This window comes from Sphingobacterium paramultivorum (assembly GCF_014109745.1).
GTDB lineage: Bacteria > Bacteroidota > Bacteroidia > Sphingobacteriales > Sphingobacteriaceae > Sphingobacterium > Sphingobacterium paramultivorum.
The window spans coordinates 4,601,711-4,619,517 of sequence record NZ_CP058555.1; the positions used below are offsets into that span (position 1 = coordinate 4,601,711).

A 17,807-nucleotide genomic window follows, 5' to 3' on the forward strand; every position below is an offset into this window, starting at 1 on the left:
AAAAGCAGGCGGTATCTGCCAGGAAAGATAAAATTGTCACAAAAAAAGAGATACCTAAAAGGGTATCTCTTTCTCCAATTAATATATTTTGATGCTAGCCAGTAGCGATCACATTCTTATTACTTCCCAAATGGTCCTGCAATGACGGATTCAATATGGGACATGTTTTGAGTAAATCACGTACAGGATATTTAGCCACCACATCTTCTAAAGCAGCCAAATGGCGTTCATGATGTGCGTCTGACCCCACAAAATCATACATCCCAGATTTAATCATCGTCAAAGCTGCCGATTTCACCTCAACACCATAATACCGACTGATAGACAACAAGTTCAGCTGCAACATGCAACCGGCGTCCTTAATCTGTTTATACATATTAAAGTTATAATGGTAATAATTATAACGTTCTGGATGCGCTAAAATAGGTTGATAACCGAGATTTTGTATATCCAATATCGTTTGAAATAGCGCTTTGGATTCTTGTAAATAGGACATCTCAATAAGCACATAACCACCGGGCATAACACAGAGTTCATTTGACCCGATTAGATTCACGATTCCGTCATCAATCATATGTTCAGCTGCTGCATGAATTTCCGGCATATTAGGCAGCCCAACCATACCAGCTAGTAATTTGTCCTTAGCAGCTTCAATCGTACGAATCGAATTTGGATGTACACCATCCATAATATGCGGTGTACATATAAATTTCTCGAAGCCCATTCGGCCAAGCCCTTTCAACAATACTAATGATTGTTCAATTGATTGACTTCCATCATCTATTCCAGGAAGGATATGGTTATGCATATCCACCTCCAAGAAGGCCAATTTACCGACAACCTTTACTTTTGATTCCTGAGTTTTGTTTCCAAACAGTTTTGAAAATATCCCCATACCGTGATGTATAAAATCGTTTTTTAGTCTATTTACTTAATTTATTAAACGTCAAAAGTACCATAAACAAGCCAAACGATCTTAATATTATTTTAACATTATAAAAATATAACCATAATATTACAAAAGACACCCAAACAATAGTGCAATAAAATTGTTCAGCACCCTCCTTTAGTTACTTTTTATTTAATTCCGCCAAAATTTGATCGAGTAAATAACCGATCGCACCATCACTGGTCTGCGGCAATCTTGTCGACATTTCAACTTCGGCACGGTTACCCACTACGCCCTTTGAAGTAATTGCGGTACTGCCATATTGATTGAGTTGTGCCAGCGTTGCTTCCCATTGTTTACCAGGTGCAACCCCCATTTCCTTTAACATAGCAGGTAGCTTTTGTAGGTCTATAGCTGCTGACATCTTGTTTTGCTTCATCAGTTTTACAAAGTCTTTATTTCCGGGAGCATTCATCTTATTCTGACGGATATCATTTAGAGACAATGAATCATTACTGACCATTACAAGGTCTTCTTTCAAGAGAACATACATTGGAAAATCCTTGGCTTGCTGTTTTGAAAACGCATAAATACCGTCATAAACCTGCCCAACTTGCTTTGAAACAGCCATGTCCAAGCCTTTTTTTATCAGACGTTGATCCTTTGACGTGAACATCCAAATAAATACTGGAAGCGTCTCTTCCTTCGTCTTTTTCACTTCGGTTGCATTGTAATCATCGTCATAGGTGTAATCGATATAGTCTTTTTTGAACTTCCGAAGACCGTTAACGACAACCAAATGGTCTCCTGGCATCACCTGGGCAATGGCCTTTTCATCTAGCGCTATTTCGAGAGCCATCAGTCCCCATTCTACAACATCTTGTTGAGGCCCCAACAAACCGCTATAATATTTTGCCATATAGGCAGGCATTTCTCTCAGATAAGCCTCCGAATTAATATTCACATTAAAAAAACCTAAGGTTTTATCCGTTAAATATTTACTGAACTTTGAATTAGGTTTTCGCGCATACATTCTTTTGGTCATCTCAGCAAGGTCTTTATCTAAACCCACAGATCCCTTTAATTTCAGCACACTCCCCTCTTGCACTAAATCCAATAGACCGTCTTGATATCCCGTCTTGAACTTATCCAGTTTGATTCCCATATAATAATAAGGAAGAGAGGTGGTATAAGGTAAAAGACCACGGTACAGATCCTCTACACGAGGAACATACAATCGAATAAGCCCGAGATTCTTTAAAACCTTATCCTGATCTGCAATTGACAAAGGCTTATAACGTCCTGAAAGCAAACGGGTAACCTCATTCAACAACCATTTATCGCGTAAGCCGTTACGAATAGAATCGTTTTTCCGATTTTGATCTTCATAGGCCGTATAAAGTGAATCATAATAACTAGGATCATGTATTTCTGCCGCTTCATCCATCGCAATATCAGCAACAGGTGGCAGTACTTCCGTAGCACCTACTATCGTATCAGGCTCCACAGCTATAGCAACCGGTGGGGATACCGGTACAGCTAGATTTTCATCCGCATCCCAGACTACGGCAACCGAATCCACAGCGGCTACAGTTGTATCTGCCCAAGCATCTTCGTCGTCGGCTGGACGTGCAACGTAATCCACCTTTTTGATTCCATAACGACTAGCGATCGAATCATTATCCAAAAAGGTGGTATTTGTCGTCGCCGAAATAAATCGAGCAACCCGATCGTTATACAACAACATACTGCCGGCTTTGAGACCTATGCTCGTATAACCATTGGCAAATGCTTTGGGTTCTCCAGCCTCATGAAGCAGTTTCTCAAATTGCCCTCTGTTGTTCAAGGAAAATATAAATTCCGTAAAACTGATACTATCGGTCTTTCTGGTATAAAAATAGGCCGTTTGAGATAGGTCTACTCCCAAATTTTTAATATCATTGCTCGCTGAGATTCCAGATTTCTCAAAAAAACCTGCTTTCTGAAGCAACTCGTTCAGCTTATTTGCATTAGCCTTCTGTACAATATCTTTTACGTTAAAGGCCGCAATCATTTCTGCATCTTCAGGGATCTGTTTGATCAAGTCCTGCGCCTTTACAATTGTCCCAAAAGACAAACAGGCTAATCCTACCAGTATAATTTTTGATTTCATCTTATAAATAATTTTTCAGCTACACCCAACCTACTCTATAGAAGCGCTTTCAGCAACTAAATATGGTCCTGGTTTCACCAATGTTATTAGGTTATTTTGTTAATGTGATTTTATTTGCCAAACTCGATTTACCATATACCAAATCCATAAAAGGTAGCTTTAGCAAGACCCCTTTCTTATTTCCGGCAACCTTTGCCAGGCCGTTTGCCTGAGATGCTATCGGTTTTTCAAAACGAATAATCTGCGTATAGAATGCATCTGCAAACTGGGTCGTATTATCGCTTCCCAACTGATTGAATTTTGTCTTCCAGTCAGCAGAAGCCACAAATTTGCGTTCAAACACATTGCTTTGTGCGTTATAATAATAGCGGTTTGAATTCGATATCTTCATTTTAAATCGATTTGCCAATATATCTGAAAAGGCATTCAACGATTCTATCTGACTAAAGTCACATGAAATATTAACGATATAATTGGTAAAATCTGTGCTGTATTGTACATTTGAAATACCTTTAGTCTGCTTGAGTAGCTGAACCGCAGATCGAATCTCTTTCTCCATATCGGCCTGAGAAGGGATCTGGATTCCCTTGATACTTTTCATCTTCATTAAAGAAGCTACCTTGGTCTTACTTTTACTTAAATTCAATGTCGCTGCAATATGCCCAGAACCATTCGTTTTTAAGTCGATCTGCTCAACAAAATCAAAGCAGCTCGATAATGTCAACGCCATTACAACGGCACAGATCATCGTATAAAATCTTTTCAATTTTCCTTTCACTTTAAGTACTTCTTCCATTACAACGTTGTAACGATTAATAATTTGTCAAATCAATATATGTTTTGACATGAACAGCAAACATTGTGCTATTTTTTTCCTATTGACAAATTTATTAAAAACGAGAATGCAGTTTACTACCTGATTTCAGGGAAAAATGAAGAAAACCAATGCGATGCTATTACTCCTTCACAAAGGAATTAAAACCGCTATCCTTAGCCCATTGGAGCGAATTATAATAGGGATGTATCCACTTATTTAAATCATTAGGGACATAACAGGACAGTCCAGAAAATCGCAAAATGGGTTTACCTAAAAAAGTTGCTGTATTCGCCTTATAAATAACCAATTTCGAAACTGTAGCCTCGATAGCGGTAGTCTCAATCGGCAACATATTCTGATGTACAAAATCAAGAAAATCAAAGCCAGCCGATAAGGATTTTTCATCAAAATCCAATCGCTGTAAGTTATCGCGATAGATCACCGTGAGCGGGGATCTGGTCAGTGCGACGTGAACGTTATTTGCAAGATCTGGCCAATATGCATTATTGACCACAGAAATAGTAGCAGATCGATAGAGTCCTGTCAACTGATTATAAAAATTAAAATATGTTGTCGCAGTAGATATCAGCCCCCGTTCAAGATCAGGGTCGACCAAGTGTTTCAAGACCAAATGATAAGGCATACTGGTTGAAAGCACTTCTGCTGGAGAAGCTATCGTATACTTTGCTTTATCCCGAAGTTCATATAATACTTCGACACTTGCCATGGAACAGGCGTCAAATAGGAGAAAATCAAGCCCAGAAGGAATGATCGCCTGCAAATCTCGCAACTCCGTTTTATTTCCCCGATCTTCATTAAACGACATTAACTTGACCCCAACATTCGGCAGCCAATTTGTTGCATGTGACCACAGAACCAGACCTGATGGGCGATTACCAACATATCCTTTCATCGTCTGCAGGATTTGCTTCATCACTACTGGATTCGCCGAATCTTGATCCCCATAAGATTTGATGACCGTACTCTTTATTTCCGGGCTCTGGTCAGCAACAATTTTATAAATTTTAGGTGTAGTACCTGCCAAAGTCGCATACACATACACATCTGCATCTAATCCAACCATTCCCTCTTCCATTGCATTGATGCTATTGTAAGCATCCGAAACTAAATTATTATTGGCCCCAATATAAACCAACACAACACGACCATCTCTTTCATTTATAGCATTTTCTTTGTCATTGCAACTAGTTAACAGCACTACAAATAGCAAATAAAACACTCCAAATAATCTGAACAGCCTAGAATTCATCAAAATACAATTAAAATCGCAACAAATATATCTAAAAATCAAATATATACATCAAACAAACATTTAATTACACAAAAGAACACGAAAGGTTCACATTAATTTAACTTAACTTAAGTATTTTTGTCATTACTTTATTAACACACACTAACTATCAATATGATTAACAAGATCATAACTATTCCAAGACAGAATATCTTGCGAATAGCTTACTTTATGATTGCATTGCTTACATTAGATTCCTGCCAGAAAACAGAATCTAAAATGGAGCAAGCTGCAGTACAATTTTCCCCGACTATCGTCGGCCAAATTAACACGAAAGCAACTGGAACCTCCTGGGATCAGAATGACCAGATCGGAGTATTTATGTCCAAATCAGGCCAGCCTCTGGAAGCAACTTCCATTGTTGATGAGGTCAAAAATCAGTTATTTACTTTCAATGGCTCACTATTCCAAAGTGCCCGCCCAATCTTCCTATCTGCTGAAAAAGTAGATTTTATCGCCTATCATCCTTATAAATCCCTTACAGATTTTCAATATCCAATTGATTTAAGTGATCAGTCTAATCCGACAGCTTTAGATCTGATGTACGCAAACAATGCCAAAAACATCGACAAGAGTAACAATACGGTTCCCCTTATTTTTGTACGTCAATTGAGTAAAGTCAGCATTAATCTATCCATTACCAATACTGCCGCATTGGAAGCAAACCAGATTACAGTAAAAATGCCGTCCATAAGCACGCAAGGAGGATTTGACTTAACAACAGGGAAATTGACAGTCAATTCGACGGAGAAAAAAGATGTTCAAGGAAAAGTATCGGTAAATGCCAATAAAACGGCTCGCATAGAATTTATACTACTCCCCGGTGAAGACATTACAGGAAAAGCTATTAAGTTTATGGCCGCTAATGGTGATACCTACACCTGGACAATCCCGCAAAATCAGAATTTAAAAAATTTAATAGCTGGAAATCAATATAGCTTCGATATCAAAATCGACAATGGCAAGCCAAGTGGTGGAATCGGTGATTCACAAGCTTATTTGGAAATCCCAAAAATGAGTAACCTAGGCAATGACGAGGTATTTATTCAACATTTTATGCCCGATGCAAGCGACAGTAGGAATTACGCGATGCTCTATGACAAAAAGCTAAAAATGGCTTATTGGGTAGCCTATCCATTATACAGCAGTATTCTTGGATCAGGCAATCGTACAGATGCATGGGGATATGATCCGCAAGTATCTACTGCGTTTCAACCCAATCTATTTAAAGGTTTCCAGCCAACAGGCTATGACAGAGGCCACCAGTTGCCAAGTGCAGACCGCAACTTAAATACAACCCAAAATAAAACAACGTTTTATTTTACCAACATGACAGCTCAGGTATCACGTCTTAACCAAGGAATTTGGGCAAACCTGGAAACCAAAGTCAGAACATGGACGGCACAGTGCGATACAATGTATATTGTAACTGGTGCAATGCCTAAGACAAGCACAGATAGCCGCCTAGATTTTGCACAGGACAATGACGGAAAAGATATCGCCAAGCCAAAATACTATTTCAAAGCATTAGCCATGAAGAAAGGGTCCGAATATTATACCCTTGCTTATAAGATAAATAATGAAACCCCTCCTTCAGGAGTAACCTTCGAAAATTATAGATTAACCGTGAGCGACCTTGAAAAAGCAACCGGCTTCACATTTTTTCCTGATCTAAATGATACACAAAAAGGAAATATAAATACCTCTATTTGGAAATAATTAATAAACGATTTAGTCATATCAATTCAGTTTAATTATGAAAGTAAACCAACTTTTATTCCTAGCGACTGCGGCAGCTGCCGTAACCAGCTCTTGCCAAAAGGCACCTATTTCAGAACAAGAACTCACCAAGGCGGTGACTTTTTCGTCAACAATCTCTAACCAAGTGACCACAAAAGCTGCTGGCGCAAATTGGGAAAGCAACGATGCAATCGGTGTTTTCATGAAAACCGGTAGCGGCTTAAGCAATGCATTGGCAAGCAACAAGCAGTATGTAACGACAAAAGGAGATGGTAATTTTAGCGCAAGCAGCATTACTGAAGAAATTAATTATCCAGCTGATGGCTCCAATGTAGATTTTATTGCCTACTACCCTTACCAAACAACAATCACAAACAACATTTATCCAGTTAATGTAGCTGATCAAACCCAACAAAATAAAATTGATCTCTTATACGCTAATAATGTAACTGGAGCCAACAAGAATAAACCAAATGCGCAACTCCAATTTGGCCACAAACTCAGCAAAGTCGAATTGACTGTTGCTGCTGGGACTGGTGTAAGTTCCCTATCAGGTCTTACGGTAACTTACAATGGATTTAATACTACAGCAAACTTCGACCTAGCAACAGGTACATTAGCTGCTGGCGCTAACCCAGCTTCGATCAAGGCAAAAACTACAGCGGGAACAACTACAACAGCGGCAGAGGCTATCTTATTACCTGTAGCTAGCGTTGCCGGTGCAAAAGTTGAATTCAAAATTGGTAATGAAACCTATACGTGGACTTTACCATCATCAACAACTTACGAAGCCGGTAAAAAATACAGCTACAATATCACCTTGCAAGAGCAGGCTGGCAACAATGCAGCTATTGTGGCGTCTGGAAATATCACAGACTGGACCGATGTACCGTCGGGTTCATACGTGATCGGTAAAGACGAAGATAATGGTGGTACAACTGATCCTGTTGAACAGACTTTATATGAAGAAGGATTTGGAACAGAGAAGATTGCCGCTAACACAGATTTCGATAAATTCACAGGCTGGACAAACACAGCTGTGAAATACACATTAGATGCAGGTAAATTATCAATCCGCTATACTGGCTTTAGTGATAATAACATTTGGGTACCCGCTAATGCTGACGCAAAATTTACGGTATCCGACATTAATACTGCAGGTGCCACTAAATTGAAGTTTAAATTTGCTTTCGGAGTAAATAGCACTGCCGCGGCATCTGCATTTGACTCAAAAGATATTGTTGTCACATTTAATGGCAAAACCTATTCTCCTGCCTCCGTGGTATTTTCTGATGCAAATGGTTACAAAACCAACACAAAATATCCTTTGGAAATCGATTTATCAGCGGAAACTACTATTCCTGCAAACTCTACAATTTCAATGGCTGTTGCCGGGACAGCAAATACGATCGGTATAAGATTCGATGATTTAACACTTGTCGGCCAAAAATAAAATACAATAAAAACATCCTCAAATGCAACACATCTAAAATGTGTTGCATTTGTCATCTAAATACATTTCACTATTTAACCTCAAGCTATGTATAAAAAATACATACTTTTTGCCCTCTTATCTGCTGCCAGTACACCTATATTTGCCCAAAGGGCCAATGTACAGGGTATTGTCCGCAACCAGGTGAGCAAAGAACCTTTCTCCAATGTACGTCTCGTCTTCGAGAAAAATCAAAAGTCGGTCGTCACCGATTCCAAAGGGAACTTCAGTCTACCGAAGTTAAACTCGGGTGAAGAAACGATCCTGATCACAGGTGGTAATATCCAGGAGATCAAAATTACCGTTCAGATCCCGGCCTCCGGCCTGCTCAAAATGGACGATATCTACGTCCTTCCAAGTACCGACAACGACAACATGGTACAACTAAGCATGGCTGCCGATGATCTATTGGATGATGACAACGAATCTTTCGACCAAAACATTGCAGCCAAGATTATCCTTTCTAACGACGTATACGTCAACAAAATTGGTTATCAGCTCTCTCAATTCCGTTTTCGCCTCCGCGGATACAACAACCGCTACGAACAAAAATACATCAACGGCGTACACTTCAACGACCAATTGCGCGGAGTCTTCAACTATGCTTCCATCGGTGCCATCAATGATTTGACTCGAAATGGAGACCAAGACAATGCTATGGACGCCTCGACCTTTACATTCGGCTCCATCGGCGGTTCCGAAAATATCAATATGCGCGCCAGCGCCTTCGCCAAAGGAGCAAAAGCAACAGCCACATACACCAACCGCAATTATTATAGCCGGGGTATGCTGAGCTATTCAACGGGACTAATGGACAATGGCTGGGCATTTACAGGCTTAATCGGTGGCCGCTATGCGGATAAAGGAAATATTGAAGGTACATTTTACAAAAACTTCTCCTACGCACTTTCCATCGAAAAACAATTCCAGCAAGGCAAACATAGTTTATCACTGGTCACCTTTGGTTCACCGGTAGAGCGAGGCCAACAATCAGGTTCTTTCCAGGAAGCCTATGATCTCCTCGACAACAACCTATACAACCCCAATTGGGGCTATCAAGACGGAAAAATCAGGAATTCGCGTATCGTCACTGCTTATGACCCTACCGCAATCCTTTCACATATCTGGAAAATCGATCCAAATACAAAACTAACGACAGGTATATCGCTGCACTATGGCAAGTATGCCAGTACAGCATTAAACTGGTACAATGGTCCGGATCCAAGACCAGACTATTACCGCAATTTGCCGAGTTATTTTACGGATTCCATTACCAATCAGTCCTATACGAACTTATGGCAATCGGCCAAGGTATCACAAGTGGATTGGGACAATTTATACCTCGTCAACAAGCTAGAAAATAAAATCAACGATGGTGCAGCCATCTACATGTTGGAGAAACGCCATAGCGACCTATTGGAAAGCAGTTTCAATACAACACTCAACAAAACTATTAATGAGCATGCTAAATTGACGCTCGGTATAGGTGCCAAAGGTTCCCAATCGCAACAATATAAAACTGTAGCGGATCTGCTGGGCGCCGAATATGTACTGGATATTGACAAATTCTCTGAACGCGACTTTGGGCAAAATACAGGTCAGAGCCAAAACGACTTGTTAAATCCCAACTTTAAGGCACGAAAAGATGATATTTTTGGATATCGTTACAACATCAATATCAAGTCTGCGAATGCTTGGCTACAAAACGAATACACGTATTCGAACATCGACTTTTTCTACGCAACACAGCTTTCATACACCAGTTTTCAACGCGTAGGCTACATGAAAAATGGACGCTTCCCGACCAATTCCTATGGTAAAGGGCAAGAACACCACTTTTTTGACTATGCTTTCAAGGGTGGAATGACCTACAAATTCAATGGCCGTCATTTATTAAACGCCAAAATCAGCTATCAGACCAAAGCACCATTGGCCAATGATGCTTACATTTCACCCAGGGTAAGTGACTTTACTTTTGAAGACCTCAAAAGTGCCAAGATATTCTCTACAGATATCAGTTATGTCTTCTCCTTGCCGAAACTAAATGGTCGTTTATCGGTCTTTCAGACCAACTTTACAGATCTCATCAGCAGACAAAGTTACTATAACGATGCCGCCCGTACCTTTATCAACCATGGTCTAAAAGATATGAACCAGGTCAATAGAGGGATAGAGCTCGGATTGACCTATAAAGTTGACAACAATTGGAGTGTCGATCTCGCAGCAACAAAGGCTGAATACTATTATAGCAACAACCCAATGGGAGCACAAAATTCCGAAAATGGATTGATCAATAATGAACGCGAGATGGTATACCTCAATAACTACTATGTTGGTGGAATGCCACAGACCGCAGGAACTTTAGGAGTCCGTTATTTCGTAAACTACTGGTTTTTTGGCGCTAATTTAAATTACGCTGGCGATATGTATCTATCGAAAGCTCCTCTTCGTCAGTTGGCATCTAACTACAGCACCATCAATCCTTACGATCCAGAGCTCGATAATGCTTATCATATCCTTACTGATCAAGAAAAGTTCAAAAATAGCACAACAGTCGATCTATCAATCGGTAAAATCCTTTACCTGAAAAATCGCAATTCAATGAACTTCAATTTAGCGGTCAATAACGTCTTAAATAACAAAAACATCAGAACTGGAGGTTTCGAAAATGCACGTTTGGATATTACTGCAGCAAATAAGTTTGCATCCAAATATTATTACATGCAGGGAATCAACTGTTTTATGAATGTATCCTATAGATTTTAATCTCGACAATAATGAACAAAAAAAATATACAAGCTGTCTATACATCGATGCTATCGGTTATCTGTATTGGACTCATCTTATTTACAGGAGCCTGTAAGCGTGATCCTGAAGCCCCCCTATTGACTCAACCGATCTATGACGGTCCCAATGCCAACACAACGATAGCCGCATTGAAAGAAAAATATGCTAACATTACCGATCCAAAAGTAATCGATGAGGATCTGATCATTAAAGCACTGGTGACCGGAAACGACATTTCGGGCAATATCTACAAACAATTGTACATCCAGGATGAAACTGCTGCCATCAATCTAGGAGTCGACCAAAATAGCATGTACACAACTTTCCGCGCAGGCCAGGAAGTGTATATCAACTTAAAAGGCCTGTCCATGGTGAAATATGGTAGTGAGCTACAGATCGGTTTCAGTGGAACCAATGCCAACCGTATCGCCTGGGAAATTTTCAAAGAGCATACCAAAGTAAACGGATGGCCAAATGCAGCCAATTTAACGCCATTGGAAGTTGATCTTTCTAAATTAGACGCTTCGATGGTCAACAAGTTGGTTATCATTAAAAATGTGCGTTTTAACAATGGTGGTGTCAATGCTTTCGCAGGTGGAACGGCGACCGTTAGCGAAGTAGTCAAAGATGCGAATGGCAAAACATTGGATGTCCGCAACAGTAACTTCTCCAGTTTTGCTAAAGATATTCTTCCTAAAGGGAATGGAACATTAGTCGGAATATTGGGCCGTTACAATGGAGGCTGGCAGCTCTTCCTGCGCGATAAAACAGATGTGATTGACTTTGATGGAACTGACGCCGGAACAACACCAACTGACCCTGAAACCGGAGGAACAATTTTCAACGAGACATTTGGAAATGGCACCTACCCGAGTGGCAACCGTCCTAAAATTGCAGATTTCACCGATTTCGACATGAAAGCTCCGGTGACGTACAGCGAGGAAAGTGGTTCGGCAGATATTCGTACAGCGACAGGAATCAGTGCCTCAGTATGGCTTCCGGCAAACAAAGATATTACACTGAAAATCGCTGGAATACAAACGGCCAACAAAACGGATCTTACATTGAGCTACCAGCTTGTTCCTAATATTTACAATGTTGGTGAAGCGACCAACCTCAATGCTATGAAGGTGAAGGTCAACGGAACAACTTATACGATTCCAAGCACACCAGTAGCGATCAACTCAACAGATGACCGTAATAAATATTACACGGTCAGTATTCCAAACATTACACCTGCAGCGACAAGTACCGTCGAATTTATAATGACTGGCGCTGACAATGCCTTTGGCTTCCGTTTAGATAATATTAAAATCGTAAGCGCAACTGGCGGAAACGGTTCTGGCAATACGATTATCGTTACTAAATAAATTAAAGATGAACTATAAACACATCAGCTGTATTTTTCTTCTCCTTTTATTTGTTGTACACACAAGTTTCGCACAAACCAACCGTCGGGTTTACCCCATCGCATTCTACAATTTGGAGAATCTATACGATCCTGTAAAAGATTCAACGATCAATGACGATGAGTTTACACCAAAGGGTGCCAATACATGGACAGAAGCTAAGTATCAGCAAAAAATAAAAAACATGGCACGAGCGATTCGTGCCATCGGTTCACCTAGTTCTAGTTTGGGTCCTATCGCTCTAGGGGTAGCCGAAATTGAGAACCGTCGGGTTTTGGAAGATCTTACACGAGATCCCCAGCTCCGTGAGCTGGGATTAAAGATCGTTCATCACGATTCTCCTGACCGTCGCGGTGTGGATGTTGGGTTCCTTTACAATCCGGAATTCTTCACGCCTTTTAATGACAAGGTTCATCCATTCAATCTACCAGAAAACCCAGGCTTTAAGACGAGAGATCAACTATTGGTATCCGGTACGATTGCTGGAGACACTGTACATATCATTGTCAATCACTGGCCTTCGCGTTATGGCAATAAATCTTCTGAACTTCGCGAATTTGCAGCAGGTATTACCAAAGGTATCTGTGATTCACTTTATCGTGAAAATCCCGAGGCCAAGATTATTATCATGGGCGATTTAAATGATGATCCCAAAGATAAAAGTGTAAGGGAAGTATTGCAGGCCAAGAAAAATCCGCAGGATGTACCTGCGCAGGGCTTATATAATACCATGTGGAAGTTTTACGATAAGGGCATTGGATCACTGGGCTATCAGGGACAATGGAATCTCTTTGATCAAATCATCATTTCTAGACCTTTATTGGACAACAAAAACAAGGGTTTACGTTTTGTCAAAGCTGAAATCTTCAATCGGGATTTTTTGGTGCAACAGGAAGGCCGCAACAAAGGCTACCCACATCGAACATTTTCTGGAGGAGTATTTATCAATGGCTACTCAGATCACTTTCCAACATTGATCTATTTGGTAAAATAATATAAATGAAATCCGATTAACTCTTCCTAAGCGGAATTAAAGATAGGAGTTCATTATATATGAGCTCCTATCTTTTTTTGATCTCCCCCAGTCTTCAGTAATCTTTTATTATACACAAGATATAAACTACCATTTAATCTCATTATTATACCATAGTTCAATCGCAATTTTTACTAGATTTATCAGATGAAGCTTATACTATTTGATCTGGACGGAACACTGCTAGACACATTACAGGACCTCGGGGACAGCTGCAATGCTATTCTTGAACAATATGGATACCCAACGCATCCACTCGTTGCCTATAAGAAATTTGTAGGCAATGGCGTACAGAAACTTATCGAAAGGGCATTACCCGAAGAAGCACGGACAGTAGAGACGATCACAGTCTTACTTGCAGCTTTTAAGACATATTATGAACAAAAACCTGTATCGCATACACGACCCTACACAGGGATTATACCGCTACTACAAGAACTGAAATCATTAGGCTATCTAATCTCGGTAGCATCAAATAAATACCATGAAGCGGTGATACCTTTGATGGCCGAATACTTTCCCGATATTTCATTTGATCTCGTCCTGGGGCATCGAACAGGTCGCCCCGCCAAGCCTGATCCCGATATTGTCTTCGACAGTATCCAAACACTCGGTGTTAGCAAACAAGATTGCTTTTATGTAGGCGATTCATCCGTGGATATGGATACCGCCAATAATGCAGGGGTAACAGCTATCGGTGTTACTTGGGGCTTTCGGGAAGAGAGCGAGTTAAGACAACACGGTGCACAGCATATTATCCACCATCCACAGGAACTGTTGGAAATTCTATAAAAGAAAAGCGGGACCTAAATCAACACTGATTTAAATCCCGCCTTTTTCGATCACTCCCAATGGTCTGGAGTAGCGCTCATATACATTTGAAATGCCGATGAGATCGCGAAAACCTTCGCGCTAATGCCAAAATTTACATTTTTGCATCCATGAGTTGATCACTCTGTCCTTTTGGCCTACCAAGCTTCATTTTTACAACAAAAGCTTTATCTGCACTAAACGTTGCCGGAAGAACAATATCATAGTATGTATTCTTATCAAGATCCAAACCAATGTCGGAACGTTTAAGAGCTAATGATTGACCATTTTGCAATAAAACAGCCTCTACCGGAACCTCAGCTGAATTCTTCGGTACAGCAATGCGGACAATATTATTGACCGGTCGATTAAAGACAGTAAGATAGAGGTTGTCCTCTTTTTTGGTAAAATAACCCAATTTAGATGGAGCAAGTCCTGCATGTCTCACACCATAAACAGCTTCACCATTGATTTTGATCCAGTCACCAATCTCTTTCGCCAATTTATCCTCTCCTGGATGCATCCGACCATTTCCATCCGGGCCAAAATTCAATACGAAATTCCCGTTCATCGACACACAATTCATCAACATATCGATCAAATCGTCGGATGTCTTTGTATAAATACCCGACCAATCTTTCATGTAACCCCAACCGTTAGGCGGGATGGTCATCACACAATCCCAGTCACGTCCCTCTAGCCATTCAAATTCTTTCGGCATTTTGCGTTCCCAGCCTTGCTCATAATCTCCCAACATATCACCATTCGAGTCGAAATGCCGCTTTCCAAATTCATCGTTTCGAAAACGACTACCGATGATTAAGCCCGGGTGTTTCTCGCGGAGTTCCTTCTCCAGTTTATAGGTAAAGTCATAGGACTGAATCCAGGACTGATCCCAGGTACCATCGAACCAAAACCCTTTTATCTGCGGATAGTTTTGAAGCAGCTCCAACAATTGGTTACGGGTATACTCCAAAAACTTATTGAATTTTGCCTTTTCTTCCGGTGTAGACGGCGCCTTACCCATATAGTTTGAATTATTCCATTCTAAGATCGAAAAATACAAAAACACATCTATCCCTTCAGCGGTGTAAGCGTCTACAACCTGCTTGACGATGTCTTTTTTATAAGGGCTTTTCTTAATGGTATAGCCTGTATACTTCGAAGGCCATAAGGCAAATCCATCGTGATGTTTGGTGGTAAAAATCAGGTATTTTGCCCCCATTTCTTTAGCCTGCTTAGCCCATAGCTTTGCGTCAAATCCTTTGGGATTAAATTGCTTGTATAAATTATCATAGGTGTTTTTCCAGTCCTTTGGTGCAGTAGGTCCACTCCAGGTACGAATCCATTCGGAAGCGGCCGCACCTTTACGAGCGCTTACTCCTTCCCATTCATTGCCAGGAATTGCATAAAGCCCCCAATGGATAAACTGTCCTAAACCATATGTCCGAAAACGCTCCATCGCTTCATCGGTTCGATGTGCCGGTGTTAAAGGCCCGTATTTTACGTCAATTCTTTGCTCCACCTTTTTGCGTGGCCCAGTCCATTGGGCAGAAACAGTTTTCCCGGCCAATAGCGCACCAGCCAACAGCAAGGTCATCATCAATCTGTTATAGCTTATCATATTTTATCTAATTGTTTATTACCACGATTCTATATAGTCCAACTTATTCAAAGACAAAAACGCAACTAGTCGGGACGATCAATATACTGTTTCTGTACTTTCTTCATGACGACCGGTTCAGGGTTACTGTCCTGAAATGGATCAAAGTAATAGAGTCCCTGTTCCCGATACAATGCTAAATGTTTCTTTAACACTTTAGTGAACTGGTCAAAATTACGTTGCTTGCCAGATGTCCATGCTGCTTCCGCCAATGCCGCAATTCTCGGAAAGACGAGATAATCCAATCGATTGGTATTTGTCACGGTTTCAGTCCATAGATTGGCCTGGATACCCAATATCTGTTTTCTTCGACCACCTAAACTATCCAACTGTTCGCCTGCAAAATTGTAGACATCTTGAATAGGGTTAAACCCTTTGCCCCATTTCCGTCCATACCGATGGTTTTCCTGCTGCACAAAATCAAAATATAAAGGTAAACGCGGTGTAAGAATTGCCTGATATCCTTTATCCAAAATTTTGTTGAGCTGTTCGGGTTTATCATGGCGCCACCACATCATCACAGTCTGCGCTTTATTCAGTTTTGCGTCTACCATCTCATCCCAAACAATGATTTTTCCATTTATTCGGGCAACGGAATCTGCCATACGTCGAATAAAATACTCTTCCACTTCCTTATTGGATTTCAGCCCTTCTGCCTTTTTTAACTCCTGCACCTGTAGATCATTATTCCAGGCATCACTACCGAAAGCAACCTCATCTCCGCCCAAATGAATGTAAGTCGAAGGAAAAAGCGCTTTTACTTCGCGCAACACATGGCTTAAAAATGAATATGTCGTATTTTTTGCTGGGTGAAAAGTAAAATCAGGGTGTTTTTCATTACCCCCGCCCGATAAAAACGGATACGCGCGATTTGCAGCTGTTGCATGTCCAGGCATATCAATCTCAGGAATGACCTCAATATTACGTTCATCAGCATAAGCAATAATCTCACTGATATCATTTTGCGTATAATACTGTACTCCAGCATAGGGGTCTAAATAATTGCCTATACCCCCTATTTGAGCCAGCCAAGGATAACGTTGTATACTAAGGCGCCACGCAGGCTCATCCGTCAAATGCCAGTGAAACTTGTTCAATTTATAAAAAGCCATCCAGTCCAACAATGACTTTACTTTTTCCTTCCCGAAGAAGTGTCTCGACTCATCTAACATAAAGCCGCGCCATGTAAATTGTGCTTTATCTGTAATTTCAACAGCATCCAACTCACGCTGATCACCGCTTAGGGCTGCAACGGACAACAATTGGTCTAAACTTGCAATTCCATTGACAAGTCCTGATTTATCTGAAGCGTAAATTCGAATATGAGTAGGATCTATCTGCAAACGATAGGCCTCATGTTCAAGTGTTTTATCCCAGCTTACCATAACTTGGGCTTCGTCGGCCTTGGTCGCAGCATAGGCCGAAATCCCGAAACGCCCAAGCAGGAGCTTCTTGAAATACAATATCGTGGGATCAAAATAAGGATCGCTTATAATGCCTATATTTCTACCTAGGATAAGTTTCCCCTTCCGCACTTCCTGCTGCTGAGGACGTGGGATGATAGCAACCTGTGCCTCCACAAACTGTATCGTCAAGAATACCAAAAGAAATGTTCCTATTAATCTATGTTTCATCCGTTCTATAGTTATTTTCAACTGATCAGATTAAATCTGCTTGTGTAAAGTATTTGTTTCTAAGTAGGT

The 17,807-nt window shown here is 40.6% G+C and carries 12 protein-coding genes; 6 read left to right on the forward strand and 6 right to left on the reverse strand.

Translation table 11 applies throughout. The features are described from left to right. Nucleotides 1–94: 94 nt before the first annotated feature. From HS960_RS19275 to HS960_RS19290, 4 genes are all read right to left on the reverse strand, one after another. Nucleotides 95–895, reverse strand: a complete 801-nt coding sequence (locus HS960_RS19275; RefSeq protein WP_227550088.1) for a tyrosine-protein phosphatase — start codon at nt 893–895, stop codon at nt 95–97. A gap of 175 nt (nt 896–1,070) precedes the next feature. Beyond that, nucleotides 1,071–3,041, reverse strand: coding sequence for a DUF4836 family protein (locus HS960_RS19280; protein WP_153844798.1), 1,971 nt, complete (start codon nt 3,039–3,041; stop codon nt 1,071–1,073). Nucleotides 3,042–3,132: 91 nt separating this feature from the next. Continuing rightward, a complete protein-coding gene (locus tag HS960_RS19285; protein WP_182330406.1) occupies nt 3,133–3,837 on the reverse strand; it encodes a hypothetical protein in 705 nt (234 codons plus the stop codon). A 160-nt stretch (nt 3,838–3,997) separates the two neighbouring features. After that, a complete protein-coding gene (locus HS960_RS19290) occupies nt 3,998–5,128 on the reverse strand; it encodes a clostripain-related cysteine peptidase (RefSeq protein WP_182330408.1) in 1,131 nt (376 codons plus the stop codon). Between the two features lie 156 nt (nt 5,129–5,284). Between HS960_RS19290 and HS960_RS19295 the strand changes: the two genes are divergently transcribed. The 6 genes from HS960_RS19295 to HS960_RS19320 all read left to right on the forward strand — a co-directional run bounded on the left by HS960_RS19295 (nt 5,285) and on the right by HS960_RS19320 (nt 14,423). Next, nucleotides 5,285–6,889: a fimbrillin family protein gene (locus HS960_RS19295; protein WP_120332985.1), complete on the forward strand. Its 1,605-nt coding sequence runs from the start codon at nt 5,285–5,287 to the stop codon at nt 6,887–6,889. Between the two features lie 37 nt (nt 6,890–6,926). Continuing rightward, nucleotides 6,927–8,363: a fimbrillin family protein gene (locus tag HS960_RS19300; RefSeq protein ID WP_182330410.1), complete on the forward strand. Its 1,437-nt coding sequence runs from the start codon at nt 6,927–6,929 to the stop codon at nt 8,361–8,363. Nucleotides 8,364–8,450: 87 nt separating this feature from the next. After that, a complete protein-coding gene (locus HS960_RS19305) occupies nt 8,451–11,168 on the forward strand; it encodes a TonB-dependent receptor (RefSeq protein WP_182330412.1) in 2,718 nt (905 codons plus the stop codon). An 11-nt stretch (nt 11,169–11,179) separates the two neighbouring features. Beyond that, nucleotides 11,180–12,559, forward strand: coding sequence for a DUF5689 domain-containing protein (locus HS960_RS19310; protein WP_227550087.1), 1,380 nt, complete (start codon nt 11,180–11,182; stop codon nt 12,557–12,559). Nucleotides 12,560–12,566: 7 nt separating this feature from the next. After that, on the forward strand, nt 12,567–13,592 hold the full coding sequence (locus tag HS960_RS19315; protein WP_182330413.1) for an endonuclease/exonuclease/phosphatase family protein: 1,026 nt from the start codon (nt 12,567–12,569) through the stop codon (nt 13,590–13,592). 186 nt (nt 13,593–13,778) lie between these two features. Continuing rightward, on the forward strand, nt 13,779–14,423 hold the full coding sequence (locus HS960_RS19320) for an HAD family hydrolase (protein ID WP_153844791.1): 645 nt from the start codon (nt 13,779–13,781) through the stop codon (nt 14,421–14,423). A gap of 133 nt (nt 14,424–14,556) precedes the next feature. On the opposite strand, the gene HS960_RS19325 is transcribed toward HS960_RS19320, so the two are convergent. After that, nucleotides 14,557–16,065, reverse strand: coding sequence for an alpha-L-fucosidase (locus HS960_RS19325; protein ID WP_182330414.1), 1,509 nt, complete (start codon nt 16,063–16,065; stop codon nt 14,557–14,559). Nucleotides 16,066–16,130: 65 nt separating this feature from the next. Then, nucleotides 16,131–17,738 (reverse strand): beta-N-acetylhexosaminidase, encoded by a 1,608-nt coding sequence (locus HS960_RS19330; protein WP_182330415.1) that lies wholly within the window; start codon nt 17,736–17,738, stop codon nt 16,131–16,133. Between the last annotated feature and the right edge of the window lie 69 nt (nt 17,739–17,807).

Bases quoted from the DNA above. Each gene is read 5' to 3' on its own strand.
- HS960_RS19275 (WP_227550088.1), bottom strand. From the start codon at position 895: ATGGGGATATTTTCAAAACTGTTTGGAAACAAAACTCAGGAATCAAAA.
- HS960_RS19280 (WP_153844798.1), bottom strand. From the start codon at position 3,041: ATGAAATCAAAAATTATACTGGTAGGATTAGCCTGTTTGTCTTTTGGG.
- HS960_RS19285 (WP_182330406.1), bottom strand. From the start codon at position 3,837: ATGGAAGAAGTACTTAAAGTGAAAGGAAAATTGAAAAGATTTTATACG.
- HS960_RS19290 (WP_182330408.1), bottom strand. From the start codon at position 5,128: ATGAATTCTAGGCTGTTCAGATTATTTGGAGTGTTTTATTTGCTATTT.
- HS960_RS19295 (WP_120332985.1), top strand. From the start codon at position 5,285: ATGATTAACAAGATCATAACTATTCCAAGACAGAATATCTTGCGAATA.
- HS960_RS19300 (WP_182330410.1), top strand. From the start codon at position 6,927: ATGAAAGTAAACCAACTTTTATTCCTAGCGACTGCGGCAGCTGCCGTA.
- HS960_RS19305 (WP_182330412.1), top strand. From the start codon at position 8,451: ATGTATAAAAAATACATACTTTTTGCCCTCTTATCTGCTGCCAGTACA.
- HS960_RS19310 (WP_227550087.1), top strand. From the start codon at position 11,180: ATGAACAAAAAAAATATACAAGCTGTCTATACATCGATGCTATCGGTT.
- HS960_RS19315 (WP_182330413.1), top strand. From the start codon at position 12,567: ATGAACTATAAACACATCAGCTGTATTTTTCTTCTCCTTTTATTTGTT.
- HS960_RS19320 (WP_153844791.1), top strand. From the start codon at position 13,779: ATGAAGCTTATACTATTTGATCTGGACGGAACACTGCTAGACACATTA.
- HS960_RS19325 (WP_182330414.1), bottom strand. From the start codon at position 16,065: ATGATAAGCTATAACAGATTGATGATGACCTTGCTGTTGGCTGGTGCG.
- HS960_RS19330 (WP_182330415.1), bottom strand. From the start codon at position 17,738: ATGAAACATAGATTAATAGGAACATTTCTTTTGGTATTCTTGACGATA.